This is a genomic window from Mesorhizobium sp. B2-4-13 (genome assembly GCF_006658535.1).
Classification (GTDB): domain Bacteria; phylum Pseudomonadota; class Alphaproteobacteria; order Rhizobiales; family Rhizobiaceae; genus Mesorhizobium; species Mesorhizobium australicum.
The window spans coordinates 129491-142349 of record NZ_VFVB01000001.1 but is presented as its reverse complement, the minus strand read 5'-3'; the positions used below and the strand labels follow the sequence as shown (position 1 = coordinate 142349).

Genomic DNA, 12859 nt, shown 5'->3' with positions numbered 1-12859 from the left:
ATAATCCTGCTGGACGCCCCGCGCAAGACCGATTAGGCCTCGGGCAGGAAAAAACGCATGGGCCACGGCACCGCGAAGGGCGCCTGGCGATGTGGATTTGCCGGCAAGGATTTTGGCGATGAATTGGATTGGGATCGCGGCCGTCACGGCTCTCGTTGGGTGCCCCGGCGCCGCGGCTGCCAAGGATGCCGTCAGCTGTGGCGGCGCCGCCATGCTGGGCGGCGCGCAGCTCAACTGCAGCCACGTCGAATCCAAGGCGCCGCCGCAGTTCTGCACGTTTAGCTGGGATCTCCACACGATGGCGGGCGATCAGAAGGTCGTCGAAGGCAGCTTCATGCTGCCGCCCGGAGCGTCGAACGTTCAGGTCTATCAGGGCAGTGGGTTCGACAGCGCGCTGTCCAATCCGATCGTGATCTGCCGCGGCAACAAATGAGCATGGCGAGCAAGGAAGGCTCGCTCGTCAGCCGATTGGTGCTATAGGGCGGATCACGTTATTTTGACCAGGCGCGCGGATTGCGGATCCACGTGGCTGTCACTTCCTGGACGGACTTCGACATGGACGGACCCAACCCCGGCATCAAGCACCCGATCCCGATGCACACACGCGTCGGCTTCCTGAAGCCTCTGGTGACAGTGCCGAATATCGAGATCGGCGACTTCACCTATTATGACGACCCCGACGGGCCGGACAAGTTCGCCGAAAAATGCGTGCTGCATCACTATCCCTTCATCGGCGACAAGCTCATCATCGGCAAGTTCTGCGCCATAGCCGAAGGCGCGCGCTTCATCATGAATGGCGCCAACCACGCGATGTCCGGCTTTTCAACCTATCCGTTCAACATCTTCGGTCATGGCTGGGAAAACGGTTTTGACCCAGCCACGTGGTCGAAGGAAGTGCGCGGCGACACAATGGTCGGCAGCGATGTCTGGATCGGCATGGAGGCTGTGATCCTGCCCGGCGTGGAAATCGGCCATGGCGCCATCGTCGCCGCCAAATCGGTGGTGACGCACGATGTGCCGCCCTATGCGATCGTCGCCGGCAACGCCGCGAAAGTGGTCAAGATGCGTTTCGACGACAGGACGATCCGGCGGCTGCTGGCGGTGGCATGGTGGGATTGGCCGGTGGACAAGATCGGCCGCAACCTCGACGCCATCAGAGGCGCCGATATTTCTCTTCTGGAGGCAGCAGCTTGAACGTTCCCAACACCGCGATCAGCACCGACCTGTTCACGCGCGGGTGGATCTTCATCCGCGGCGTGCCGGCCATGAAGTTCCTGCCGCCGGAAGGGCCGCCCGAGATCGCCTTTGCCGGCCGCTCCAATGTCGGCAAGTCGTCGCTGATCAATGCGCTGGTCAACCAGAAGGGCCTGGCGCGCACCTCCAATACGCCGGGGCGCACGCAGGAGCTCAACTATTTCGTGCCGGATGGATTTTCGGGCGAGGGCACCGACCTGCCGCCAATGGCGCTGGTCGACATGCCGGGCTACGGCTATGCCACCGCGCCCAAGGAGAAGGTGGACGAGTGGACCAAGCTGGTCTTCGATTATCTCAAGGGTCGGGTCACGCTGAAGCGGGTCTATGTGCTGATCGATGCCCGCCACGGCATCAAGGCCAAGGACGACGAAGTGCTGTCGCTGCTCGACAAGGCGGCGGTGTCCTACCAGATCGTGCTGACCAAGACCGACAAGATCAAGGCCGCCGGCGTGCCGCGGCTGATCGAGGAGACGCTGGCCAAGATCAAGAAGCGTCCCGCGGCGTTCCCGTTCGTGCTGGCGACGTCATCGGAAAAAGGCGAAGGCTTGGAGGAATTGCAGGCCGCGATCGTGCTCGCCGCCAATGGCGGGTAAAAAGCTGGGATAGGTCGGCCATCAGAACGGGCAGCTCTATCTCCCTGTTTTCTCGCATTCGGACGGAAACCTGCACGCAATTTCCTGGATTGCTTCTAAGGTTTCGCCTCGATTGCAATCATCTCGTGGCTTTCTTCCTCTGCCAGCCTTTCGGTGCCGTAGGCCTTCAGGAACATGTTGACGCCCGACCTGACGATGTGGTCGATCTCGTCCTGGGTCGGGGCCTTGGTGCGATAGGCGAAGATGCACTGCCGGAAAAGACCGGCCAGGCACAGTTCGGTGAACTGATAGGCGGCGAGGTCGACATCGTCGATCTCCAGCAGGCCGCGCTCGATGGCGGCGTTGAGGAACGTCACCACCTTGTCATGGCCGCGCTTGGGTCCGCGTTCGTAAAAGCGAGCGCCCATATCGGGTATTCTGTCGGAGGCGCCGATCACCGTGCGTTGCGCCTGGATGACCCTGGCCGAGGTGATCTTCATCGACAGAACCTTGCCGAACTTCACCAGCGTCTGGCGCAAGTCGTCGGCGCGGTCGAGCATGTCGTACATGTTCTTGAAGATGGTGCCGCGCTCTTCCTCGATCAGCGCTTCGAACAGCTCTTCCTTGTTGGCGAAGTAGACGTAGATGGTGCCCTTCGAGACCCCGGCCTCGCGGGTGATGTCGTTCATCGAGGCGGCCTCGAAGCCCTTTTCGATGAAGACACGACGGGCGCCATCGATGATCTGGCTGCGCTTGACCGGGTCCTGTCCAGCGGCCGGGCGGCCGCGGCGCAGACCGTCCAGCAGGTCTTCGCACGGATCGGTTTCGCTGTTGCGTACAATCTCAACCATAAAAGTCGGACCTCGAAATAATTCGAACCAATCGGTTCGATTGCCTCTTGATATGGTCTTCTTTACGCGCTATGTCAACGGCCTGATCGAACCGAACGGTTCAGTATTATAACTTTAGAGAGATGTCATGTCCTCGACCGCGTCAACATCAGCCGAAGTCCGCCCTTTCCCCAACGCCAAGGTCGCGCCGGCGACGGAAGCTCCGGAAATTCCCCTCCAGCCGGTCGTCGCACCGCCGCCGGCGGAAGCGCCGGCCAAGAAAAAGCGCTCGGTGCGCTCCTTCCTGCTGCCGATCATCGGCCTTGCCCTTCTGAGCGGCGGCGCCTGGTATGGCTATGACTACTGGACCACGGGCCGCTTCATGATCTCCACCGACGACGCCTATGTCCAGGCCGACATGGCGTTCGTCTCGCCAAAAATTTCGGGCTATGTCGACCAGGTCCTCGTCAGCGAGAACCAGCAGGTCAAGGCCGGCGATCCATTGCTGACGATCGACGCCGGCGACTACAAGATCGCCGTCGCCCAGGCCGAGGCGCAGATCGCCACGCTGGCCAAGACGCTCGACCGCATCGACGCGCAGACCAAGGCCGCGCAGGCCTCGCTTCAGCAGGCGCAGGCGCAGAAGGTCGCCGATCGGGCCGCCGCCGACAATGCCGGCCGGGCCCAGCAGCGCGCCGCGCAACTGGTCAAGACCCATGTCGGCACGCAGGCACAGCTGGACGACGCCCAGACCGCGCTCGACCAGGCCAATGCCGCGCTCGTCGGCGCCGACGCACAGATCGCCGCCGCGCAGGCCAATATCGGTGTGCTCGAGGCACAGCGCGCGGAATCCGCCAGCACGCTGGCATCCCTGCAGCTCGGCCGCGACAAGGCCGCGCGCGACCTCTCCTTCACGGTGCTCAAGGCGCCTTATGACGGCGTCGTCGGCAACCGCTCCGTCGAACAGGGCGATCTGGTCAGCCCCGGCCAAAAGCTCGCCGTGGTCGTGCCTATGGACAAGCTTTACATCGTCGCCAACTTCAAGGAGACGCAGCTTGCCAGGCTCGTGCCCGGCGAAAAGGTCAACATCTCGGTCGACGCCATCGACGGCCAGCCCATTCAGGGAACCGTCTCCTCGCTGGCGCCGGCCTCGGGCGCGGTGTTCTCGCTGTTGCCGCCGGAAAACGCCACCGGCAACTTCACCAAGGTGGTGCAACGCGTCCCGGTCCGCATCGACGTGCCGGCCGATGCGCTGAAGACCGGCAAGCTGCGCGCGGGCCTGAGCGTCGTCGTCGCCGTCGACAGCCGTACCGCGCCTGCCGCCACCAGTAACTGATCGCTTTTCGGAGGGCGGCTTGGTGGCTGACTGAAGCACCGAGCCGCCCGGCCTGCCTCAACGAGGCCCCAAGGAGGGCCAGGAAATGGCAACCGCAACCATCACCGCAGGATCGCCGCCGGCAATGCCGGCTGCCCCCGACACGATTTCGACACGCCGCGTCATCGCTTTCCTGGCGATGGTGTTCGGCATGTTCATGGCGATCCTCGACATCCAGATCGTTTCGGCCTCGCTGGCCGAAATCCAGGCCGGCCTCAGCGCCAGCTCCGACGAGATCCCGTGGGTGCAGACGGCTTACCTGATCGCCGAGGTGGTCATGATCCCGCTGTCGGGCTTCCTCAGCCGCATGCTGTCGACGCGCGTGCTGTTCACCGTCGCGGCGGCGGGCTTCACCGCGGCGAGTGCCCTTGCCGCGACCGCCACCAACATCGACCAGATGATCGTCTACCGCGCCGTGCAGGGCTTCATCGGCGGCGGCATGATCCCGAGCGTTTTCGCCGCTGCCTTCACCATTTTCCCGCCCTCGCGCCGCGCCATCGTCTCGCCGATGATCGGCCTGGTGGCGACGCTGGCGCCGACCATCGGCCCGACCGTCGGCGGCTATATCAGCCATGCTTTTTCCTGGCACTGGCTGTTCCTGGTCAATGTCGTGCCCGGCATCCTGGTGGCGACCGCGGCCTGGTCGCTGATCGATTTCGACAAGCCCAATCTCAAGCTGTTCTCGAAGTTCGACTGGTGGGGCCTTGCCGGCATGGCGGCCTTCCTCGGCTGCATGGAATACGTGCTTGAAGAAGGCCCGAACAATGACTGGCTGCAAGACCAGGCCGTCTTCATCTGCGCCATCGTCATGACCATCGGCGCGGTGATCTTCTTCTGGCGCGTCTTCACCGCCGAGGAGCCGATCGTCGACCTCAAGGCGTTCAGCAACATCAACTTCGCCTTCGGCTCGCTGTTTTCCTTCGTCATCGGCATCGGTCTCTATGGCCTGACCTATCTCTATCCGGTCTTCCTCGGACGCATCCGCGGCTACGATTCGATGATGATCGGCGAAGCGCTGTTCGTCAGCGGCCTGGCCATGTTCGTCACCGCGCCCATATCCGGCATCCTGTCGAGCAAGATGGACCTGCGGCTGATGATGATGATCGGCCTGTTCGGCTTCGCCACCGGTACTTGGTGGATGACGCACCTGACCGCCGACTGGGACTTTTACGAGCTGCTCATTCCGCAGATCCTGCGCGGCTGTTCGATGATGCTGTGCATGGTGCCGATCAACAACATCGCGCTCGGCACCTTGCCGCCGGACCGGTTGAAGAATGCGTCGGGACTGTTCAATCTGACCCGCAACCTCGGCGGCGCCGTCGGCCTCGCCCTCATCAACACCGTGCTGATCGACCGTAATGCCTTCCACTATGCCCGGCTCTCCGAGCATGTGCAGTGGGGCAGTGCCGCCGCGCAGACCAAGCTGCAGAACATGACGCTCAATTTCGAGCAGACCACCGGCCTCGACGCCACCAGTGCCGCGATCTCCAAGCTGTCGGGCATGGTCCACCAGCAGGCGGCGCTGCTGTCCTTCATGGATGTGTTCTATCTGCTGACGGTGCTGTTCGGGACGCTTGGGTTCTTCACCATGCTGATCAAGAAGCCGACCGCGCCCGGTGGCGGCGGAGGCGGCGGGCACTGAAGCAAGGAATCGTGGCAGCGGTTTTCGGGAAGCTCCTCCAGTCCACGCCCGAAAGCTCCGACCCACGCAAAAAACTCCGGGCCGCAAAGCCCGGAGTTTTTTATTGCCTTTGGGTCCTCAGGCGGTGGCGGGCTTGAAGGTCAGCGCCACGCCGTTGATGCAATGGCGCAGGCCGGTCGGCGCCGGACCGTCGTCGAAGACATGGCCGAGATGGCCGCCGCAGCGGCGGCAATGCACTTCGGTGCGGGTCATGCCCAGCGACCGGTCCTCGGTCTTGCCGATGCCATTGGCGATCTCCTGCCAGAAGCTCGGCCAGCCGGTGCCGGAATCGAATTTCGTCTCCGAGGGATAGACCGGCAGGTCGCAGCCGGCGCAGGCGAAGATGCCCTTGCGGTATTCGTTGAGCAGCGGGCTGGTGCCTGGATATTCGGTGCCTTCCTTGCGCAGGACGTTGAAGGCGGCCGGCGACAGGATGGCTTTCCACTCGTCCTCGGTCTTGGCGACCTCGAATTTTTCGGCGGCCTGCGCGGCCTCCGGGCTGCCCATGCGCAGCATCGCTGCCGCTGCCCCGATGACGCCGATAGCGGCGGCACCGCTCAAAAGAAAGTCGCGACGGTTCATGACCAGTTCCTCCTGTCGTCTGTTTTGCCAAACTATGCCGCCGCCCGAAAGTCAAAAGCCGGTGACGGTTGCCCCAAACAACACTCCGCGCCGTCCACTTTCGATGGTGGGCGGCGCGGAGCACGCGTGTCGATTGCGGATCACGGGAGCGAGACGGCGCGATCGACGGAGAGCTCTTGCAGCAGGTTCGTCCGCGACAAGCGCCTCGTTACATCTTCCGCCCGATCACATCTTCGGGAGCAGAACCTTGTCGATGACGTGGATGACGCCGTTGGACTGTTCGACATCGGCGATGGTCACATTGGCGACATTGCCGTTCTCGTCGGTGACGGTGACCTTGCCACCGTCGGCCTTCAGCGACAGCTCGCAGCCGCCGACCGTCTTGACCTTGTGCGTGCCGCCATCGGCCTTGGCCATGGACATCACATCAGCCGCCATCGCCTTGGCGCCGATCACATGGCAGGTCAGGATCTTGACGAGCTTGTCCTTGTTCTCGGGCTTGAGCAGCGTCTCGACCGTGCCGGCCGGCAGCGCGGCGAAGGCTTCGTTGGTCGGCGCGAAGACGGTGAACGGGCCGGCGCCCTGCAAGGTCTCGACAAGTCCGGCCGCCTTGACGGCGGCGACCAGCGTCGTGTGATCCTTCGAATTGACGGCATTGTCGACGATGGTCTTGTTGGCAAACATGGCGGCGCCGCCGACCATCGGGTTTTCAGCATAAGCAGCCGTGGCAAGCGCGGAAACAGCGATCGTACCGGCGAGCAAAAAGGTGGCGAATCTACGCATTGTATTAAAACTCCTCGGGTTTTCTCTTCCCATTTTTGGGGACGCGAGGAGATACGGAACACAGATGCGTGAGTTTCAGAATATTTCGCTGATTTTATTTATTTTTCGCTGCGGAAGAAATTTCCGCCTCGGCATTCGCCGGCTTACCGGTCCATTTTAGACATATGCGATGGAATATAGACTGAGCCTGTTCTATCCAGGCGCCGCCAGTGCGAAGGCTCGATCAGATGCCCTTCAAATCGCCCGCGGCAACCACCGGCCCGGTGGGCTGCCCGGTCGGCGAACCGCCGGCGGGTTCGAGGCTGACGGCCAGCACGGCGCCCTGCGCGAGTTTCCGCTGCGTGGTGGGCGAGACGCCAATATGCGCCGTCGCACCCGCCGGGATGACGCCCATCGAGACCGGCGCGTTCTTGCCCTCGATCATCCAGAGTTCGAAGTCCTTGCCGGCGGCGAGCGCGCCGGAAACATGCGAAAGGCTGACTTCATGCCGTTCGGAATCATAGACGGCGAGATATTTGACGTCACTGCCGTCGGCGGCCAGCGAAGCGACGAGTCGCGCCTGCGGCTGTTCAGCCGGCCGGTTGACATAGGGAACTGCGACGTAGAGCGCCAGCGCGGCAACAGCTGCCACCGCAAGGCCGCGCCAGAAGGCGAGGCTGGACCACAGGCCGGCGCGCGGCTCGGCAGGCGTGGTGGCGGCGGATGAAAACAACCGGCGGTCGATCACCGGCTTCACCGAAGCCGGCGGCTCGATTTCAAGATAGGCCGCGCCCAGCGGCGACAGGCGAACTTCCCAGCCGTCGACCAGCCGCGCGAAATCGGTCTCGGCGTCGATGCGCCTGGAGGCTATCTGCCGCTCTTCGACCGGCAGCACGCCAAGAACGTATTCGGCGGCAAACAGGTCGTCGCCTCCACGTTCCGGTCCGTTGTCCTCTGCCAGCGTCATCTTTCCAGACATTCCCTGAGTTTCATCAGGCTGCGGCGCAGCCAGGTGCGCATCGTGTTCAACGGCACGCCGTGGCGTTCCGCCAGTTCGGCGTAGCTTTCGCCCTTGAGATAGGCGCCCCGGACGGCCGCCGCCCGGTCCTTCTCCAATTCATCGAGACAATGATGGATCCGCTCGGTCTCGTCGCCCGCCACCACCATCGCTTCAGGTCCCGGCGCCGGATCGGCCACGTCGAGCGCGGCATCGATATCGGCGGCGGGCTTGCGCCGCGCTCGGATGCGATCGATCGCATGGTTGCGCGCGATTGCCACCAGCCAGGAGATCGGGCTCAGATCGGAGACAGCAAAGCGATCCGCCTTCGTCCATATCTTGACGAAGACTTCCTGCAGCGCTTCTTCAGCATCTCCCCGGTCGTTCAATACACGAAGGCATACGCCGAAAAGTTTCGCACTGGTGTGCCGGTAAAGCAGATCGAACGCTGCCCGATCCTTCATCGAAGTCCGGACGATCAGCTTGGTAATGTCCTGCGGCGTCATGCGCGCCAAATTAGGCAATTGCGCTGTATTTGCAACGCCGGAAATATGCTGTGCACCTAAAGTTCGGCGTCCGGGCGCAGGCTGCGATTGCCAAGGGAATTGCCGCTGACTAGCTTGGCGGCAATGGGGGAGCGCACATGTCGGTCGAACGAATCCTTTGGGAAGAAGACGCAACCGGCCTTGCCGGTCTGGTGCGCAAGGGCGAACTGTCGGCGATCGAGTTGACCGAAGCGGCGATCGCCCGTGCCGAGGCCACCCGCCCCGAAATCAATGCCACGGCCGAGCCGCTCTACGAGGCGGCACGGACCCGGGCAAAGAGCATCGACCGTTCGCTGCCGCTGGCCGGGGTCCCCTTCGCCATCAAGGATCTCGGCATCGCCATCAAGGGCGTGCCCTCGCATGGCGGCAGCCGCATTCCGGCCTGGGTACCCGATTTCAACTCGGTGATGACCGAGCGCTATCTCGCCGCCGGGCTGATTCCGATCGTCACCTCGACGTCACCCGAGCACGGGCTGCGGCTGATGACGGAATCCAAGGCCTTTGGCGTCACCCGCAATCCCTGGAATACCGGCCACACCACCGGCGGCTCGTCGGGCGGTTCGGCAGCCCTGGTCGCCGCCGGCGTCGTGCCGGTGGCGCATGCGTCGGATGGCGGCGGCTCGATCCGCGTGCCTTCGGCCTGCAGCGGCCTTGTCGGCCTCAAGACCTCGCGCGGCCGTGTCCCGCTGTCGCCGCTGGTGAGCGAAAGCTGGTACGGCATGGTCGTCGATCACGCCGTCACCCGCTCGGTGCGCGACTGCGCGCTGCTGCTCGACCTCACCCATGGTCCCGATACGCTCGCGCCTTATGCCGCGCGGCCGCCAAAGGGCTCGTTCGCCGCCGCTGCCGCGCGGGATCCCGGCAAGCTCACGCTGGCGGTGTACCGCAAGTCGCCGCTGGGCCTGCCGATTTCGGCCGAGACGCTGAAGGCGCTCCACATTGCCGTGGCGCTTGCCCGCGAGGGCGGCCATTCGGTCGAGGACATCGATCTGCCTTTTATCGGCCGCGATTTCTTCGCCGATTTCTGCACGACGGTCGCTTCCGCCGTCGCCGGCTCGTTGCGGGGTGAAGCGCTGCGCGTCGGCCGCTCGGTGACGGGCGATATCGAGCGCGCCACGCGCGTGCTCGGCCGGTTGGGCGAGATGATCTCGGCCGGCGAAACCTATGCCGGCCTGCAGCGCCTGCATGCCACCTCGAGGCAACTGATCACGGAGACCGCGCGCTATGATGCGGTTCTGATGCCTGTTATCGCGCACCCGCCGCTCGCCTGCGGCGCCATGGATCCGAAAGGCGCCGATGAACTGATCGAAAACCTGCTCGACAAGCTTCACCTCACCGCGCTGCTCAGGATCAAACCGCTGTTCGGCCAGTTGATGGACAAGAGCCTTTGGTTCACGCATTGGCCGGCGATCCACAATGTCAGCGGCCAGCCGTCGATCGCGCTCCCCGTCCATGTCACGGACGCTGGCCTGCCGCTCGGCATCCAGGCCGCCGGCCGGCCGGGCGACGAGGAAACGCTTTTGTCGCTCGCCGCGCAGATGGAGAAAATCGCGGGCTGGCTGACGCGGCGGGCGCCGCTGATGGTGCCGTCACAATGACGACACCGTGAACCGACTATGACAGCAATGCCATTTGCGGCTCGCGTCAATTCCGGCTAAGACGCCGCCGTCCTTACCTGATGCATGTCGCCCAAAAGTGCCCAGCGGTTTGGGACAACGACATGCATAAAACCAAATACCAGGGAACCACGCCGATGACGGACGTCGCCGCCACCGCCGAAATGCAGGCCGCCCTCTTGTCGCGCGCGCTGCCCTACATGCAGCGCTACGAGCACAAGACGGTCGTGGTGAAATATGGCGGCCATGCCATGGGCGATCTCGAACTCGGCAAGGCCTTCGCCCGCGACATCGCGCTGCTCAAGCAGTCCGGCGTCAACCCGATCGTCGTCCATGGCGGCGGACCGCAGATCGGCGCCATGCTGGCCAAGATGGGCATCGAATCCAAGTTCGAGGGCGGCTTGCGCGTCACCGACCAGAAGACGGTCGAGATCGTCGAGATGGTGCTGGCCGGGTCGATCAACAAGGAGATCGTCGCGCTGATCAACGCCGAGGGCGAATGGGCGATCGGCCTGTGCGGCAAGGACGGCAATATGGTGTTCGCCGAAAAGGCGCGCAAGACGATGATCGACCCCGATTCCAACATCGAGCGCGTGCTCGATCTCGGCTTTGTCGGCGAGCCGGTCGAGGTCGACCGCACGCTGCTAGACCTTCTGGCGCGCTCCGAAATGATCCCCGTGCTGGCGCCGGTCGCGCCCGGCCGCGATGGCCATACCTACAACATCAACGCCGACACTTTCGCCGGCGCCATCGCCGGCGCATGCAAGGCCTCGCGCCTGCTGTTCCTCACCGACGTGCCGGGCGTGCTCGACAAGGACAAGAAGCTGATCGACGAGTTGACGGTCGCCGAGGCCAAGGCGCTGATCAAGGACGGCACGGTTTCCGGCGGCATGATCCCCAAGGTCGAGACCTGCATCGAGGCGATCGAGCGTGGCGTCGAAGGCGTTGTCATCCTCAACGGCAAGACGCCGCATTCGGTGCTGCTCGAACTTTTCACCGAACACGGCGCCGGCACACTGATCGTGCCATAATGCTTCTTTTCAGCCGGCTAATCTTCTGCCTGGCAGGCGGCGATTTACGGGCGCGGGAAGCTCCGGCTTTGTAACCGGCCGCCGGACAACCATCGATTCCTCCTCAGTGTCCTGCGGTGCGCCCCAGAATTCGGCGAGCGTCGGGCCGCCTTTCACACGGCGGTCGGTCACCAGAAAACCCCAGACCTCGCGGAACCAGACGCGGCGGCCCATCTGCGTGTACCAGCGCATCGAATGCCGCTGCTCGGGATCGGGGTGGAACAGGATGCGCGCCAGCGCCTTCGGCCTCGACTGCACGGCGAGCTCAATCAGCTTGACCGAGAAGAACAGCATCCACGGCTTCAGCCGGGTCATGTGCAGCACCTGGTGCTTGTAATCCCACAGGCGGGCATCCCTCTGGATGACCTTTCGGTCCCGCGCGATGCGGAAAAACGGCGTCCAGCGATGCGGCGTCACATAGAGCGCCTGGATCTGGTCGGGGTCATAGGCGAGGAGCTGGCGAAAGCCGCGCCACAGATCGCGAAATCCCTCATCCTCGAAGCCGGCCACCCAGGTCGCCATGGACAGGATGCCGTGCTTCCGCAGCAGCCGTATCGCTTCGCGGTCGGACGAGGTACTGCCGCCCTTGCGGATCAATTGCAGCGTCTGCTCGTCGGTGTTTTCCATGCCGAGCAGCCAGCGGATGACACCGGCCTGGCGGTAGAGGTGCAGCATGTCGGCATCGCGCACGATATCGTCGGCGCGAGTCGAGCCGACGATCAGCACCGGCACATCCTCGGCAATCAAGGCTTCGAGAAAGGCGCGCCAGGCCTTTTTAGAAACTGTCGGATTTTCATCCGCCAGGTTGATCAGTTCGACGCCATGCCCGCGGTGCAGCCAGGCGATCTCCTTGGCGAACTTGACTGGGTCGCGATGCCGCCAGCGGGTCCAGAAGCCGCGCTGGCCGCAATAATTGCACAGATGCGGGCAGCCGCGCGAAAACTGCATGACCACCGCACGCTTGCCTCCCCAGTAGCTGTATCTGCGGTGGTCGATCAGCTCCCAGCCGACGCGGTAGGCGTCGAGGTCGGCGATGGTCATCGCCGCTTGCGTGGCGAAGGGACGGTCAAGATCGTCGCGGCAGGCGATGCCGGCCACGCTTGCCGGCGGCTGGCGCATCTCCAGCGCCTCGACCAGCGCCACCACGGTCGCCTCGCCCTCGCCGCGCACGATGAAGTCGAAGGCGTCGGTTGACGCCAGGATGTCACGCCAGTGATAGGTAGGGAAGACGCCGCCATAGAGGATGATCGTCGCCGGCGCGCGCGCCTTGATCATCCCGGCGATCAACAAGGCGGTCGGATGTGCCGAGGTCGAGCCGGAATGGCCTATCAGAACGAAGTCGGGACAGTCCTTCAGGGCCTCCGCGACAACCGAGGCGAGCGGCATCGGCCCGAACTCGGCATCGACGAGCCGCACCTGATGACCGGCATCGAGCAGCGGGCCGCCGATCGCCAGCAGGCCAAGCGGCGGCAAGTGATCGTCCGGCACGCGGCTGCCGATGGCGGTGTGCGGCGGATTGATCAGGACGATTTTCATGGCGGACCTCCGGGAGGAATGGTCCGTGCATGCTGGTTG

13 protein-coding genes are annotated in these 12859 nt (G+C 63.8%); 7 read left to right on the top strand and 6 right to left on the bottom strand.

All coding sequences use genetic code 11. The features are described 5' to 3' along the window. The first annotated feature begins 91 nt into the window (after window positions 1-91). The 3 genes from FJ936_RS00775 to yihA all read left to right on the top strand — a co-directional run bounded on the left by FJ936_RS00775 (window position 92) and on the right by yihA (window position 1847). Window positions 92-433: a hypothetical protein gene (locus tag FJ936_RS00775; protein ID WP_246677784.1), complete on the top strand. Its 342-nt coding sequence runs from the start codon at window positions 92-94 to the stop codon at window positions 431-433. Between the two features lie 122 nt (window positions 434-555). After that, window positions 556-1194 (top strand): CatB-related O-acetyltransferase, encoded by a 639-nt coding sequence (locus tag FJ936_RS00770; protein ID WP_181172867.1) that lies wholly within the window; start codon window positions 556-558, stop codon window positions 1192-1194. Continuing rightward, window positions 1191-1847 (top strand): ribosome biogenesis GTP-binding protein YihA/YsxC, encoded by a 657-nt coding sequence (gene yihA, locus FJ936_RS00765; RefSeq protein ID WP_140711676.1) that lies wholly within the window; start codon window positions 1191-1193, stop codon window positions 1845-1847. The genes FJ936_RS00770 and yihA overlap by 4 nt, the downstream gene beginning before the upstream one ends. Before the next feature lie 95 nt (window positions 1848-1942). Here the strand turns inward: yihA and FJ936_RS00760 are convergent, their stop codons facing one another. Then, complete coding sequence (locus FJ936_RS00760) at window positions 1943-2677, bottom strand: TetR/AcrR family transcriptional regulator (RefSeq protein ID WP_140615188.1); 735 nt, start codon at window positions 2675-2677, stop codon at window positions 1943-1945. Window positions 2678-2804: 127 nt separating this feature from the next. Here FJ936_RS00760 and FJ936_RS00755 point away from each other — a divergent pair, with 127 nt between their 5' ends. Beyond that, complete coding sequence (locus FJ936_RS00755) at window positions 2805-3992, top strand: HlyD family secretion protein (protein WP_015314402.1); 1188 nt, start codon at window positions 2805-2807, stop codon at window positions 3990-3992. Between the two features lie 124 nt (window positions 3993-4116). Beyond that, window positions 4117-5673 carry a DHA2 family efflux MFS transporter permease subunit gene (locus FJ936_RS00750; protein WP_246680403.1) on the top strand — a complete coding sequence of 519 codons (1557 nt, stop codon included), beginning with the start codon at window positions 4117-4119 and terminating at the stop codon, window positions 5671-5673. A gap of 117 nt (window positions 5674-5790) precedes the next feature. Here FJ936_RS00750 and msrB read toward each other — a convergent pair whose 3' ends face one another. From msrB to FJ936_RS00730, 4 genes are all read right to left on the bottom strand, one after another. Next, window positions 5791-6294, bottom strand: coding sequence for a peptide-methionine (R)-S-oxide reductase MsrB (msrB, locus tag FJ936_RS00745; protein ID WP_141906008.1), 504 nt, complete (start codon window positions 6292-6294; stop codon window positions 5791-5793). A 225-nt stretch (window positions 6295-6519) separates the two neighbouring features. Further along, complete coding sequence (locus FJ936_RS00740) at window positions 6520-7077, bottom strand: fasciclin domain-containing protein (protein WP_141906007.1); 558 nt, start codon at window positions 7075-7077, stop codon at window positions 6520-6522. Between the two features lie 223 nt (window positions 7078-7300). Continuing rightward, the gene (locus FJ936_RS00735; protein WP_141906140.1) at window positions 7301-8023 is read right to left on the bottom strand and encodes an anti-sigma factor; all 723 of its coding nucleotides are present in this window, start codon (window positions 8021-8023) and stop codon (window positions 7301-7303) included. Next, the gene (locus tag FJ936_RS00730) at window positions 8020-8559 is read right to left on the bottom strand and encodes a sigma-70 family RNA polymerase sigma factor (RefSeq protein WP_140615195.1); all 540 of its coding nucleotides are present in this window, start codon (window positions 8557-8559) and stop codon (window positions 8020-8022) included. Before FJ936_RS00730 ends, FJ936_RS00735 begins: the two co-directional genes overlap by 4 nt. A 137-nt stretch (window positions 8560-8696) precedes the next feature. Here FJ936_RS00730 and FJ936_RS00725 point away from each other — a divergent pair, with 137 nt between their 5' ends. After that, a complete protein-coding gene (locus FJ936_RS00725) occupies window positions 8697-10196 on the top strand; it encodes an amidase (RefSeq protein ID WP_141906006.1) in 1500 nt (499 codons plus the stop codon). A 155-nt stretch (window positions 10197-10351) separates the two neighbouring features. Beyond that, entirely contained in the window at window positions 10352-11245 is an 894-nt protein-coding gene (gene argB / locus FJ936_RS00720) for an acetylglutamate kinase (RefSeq protein WP_023772298.1), read from the top strand. Window positions 11246-11254: 9 nt separating this feature from the next. Here argB and bchE read toward each other — a convergent pair whose 3' ends face one another. After that, window positions 11255-12820: a magnesium-protoporphyrin IX monomethyl ester anaerobic oxidative cyclase gene (bchE, locus tag FJ936_RS00715; RefSeq protein ID WP_141906005.1), complete on the bottom strand. Its 1566-nt coding sequence runs from the start codon at window positions 12818-12820 to the stop codon at window positions 11255-11257. Between the last annotated feature and the right edge of the window lie 39 nt (window positions 12821-12859).

Excerpts from the sequence above, each read along its gene's own strand:
- FJ936_RS00750 (WP_246680403.1), top strand. The coding sequence starts at position 4,117 with ATGCCGGCTGCCCCCGACACGATTTCGACACGCCGCGTCATCGCTTTC.
- FJ936_RS00725 (WP_141906006.1), top strand. The coding sequence starts at position 8,697 with ATGTCGGTCGAACGAATCCTTTGGGAAGAAGACGCAACCGGCCTTGCC.
- FJ936_RS00735 (WP_141906140.1), bottom strand. The coding sequence starts at position 8,023 with ATGACGCTGGCAGAGGACAACGGACCGGAACGTGGAGGCGACGACCTG.
- FJ936_RS00770 (WP_181172867.1), top strand. The coding sequence starts at position 556 with ATGGACGGACCCAACCCCGGCATCAAGCACCCGATCCCGATGCACACA.
- argB (WP_023772298.1), top strand. The coding sequence starts at position 10,352 with ATGACGGACGTCGCCGCCACCGCCGAAATGCAGGCCGCCCTCTTGTCG.
- msrB (WP_141906008.1), bottom strand. The coding sequence starts at position 6,294 with ATGAACCGTCGCGACTTTCTTTTGAGCGGTGCCGCCGCTATCGGCGTC.
- bchE (WP_141906005.1), bottom strand. The coding sequence starts at position 12,820 with ATGAAAATCGTCCTGATCAATCCGCCGCACACCGCCATCGGCAGCCGC.
- FJ936_RS00740 (WP_141906007.1), bottom strand. The coding sequence starts at position 7,077 with ATGCGTAGATTCGCCACCTTTTTGCTCGCCGGTACGATCGCTGTTTCC.
- FJ936_RS00760 (WP_140615188.1), bottom strand. The coding sequence starts at position 2,677 with ATGGTTGAGATTGTACGCAACAGCGAAACCGATCCGTGCGAAGACCTG.
- FJ936_RS00755 (WP_015314402.1), top strand. The coding sequence starts at position 2,805 with ATGTCCTCGACCGCGTCAACATCAGCCGAAGTCCGCCCTTTCCCCAAC.
- FJ936_RS00730 (WP_140615195.1), bottom strand. The coding sequence starts at position 8,559 with ATGACGCCGCAGGACATTACCAAGCTGATCGTCCGGACTTCGATGAAG.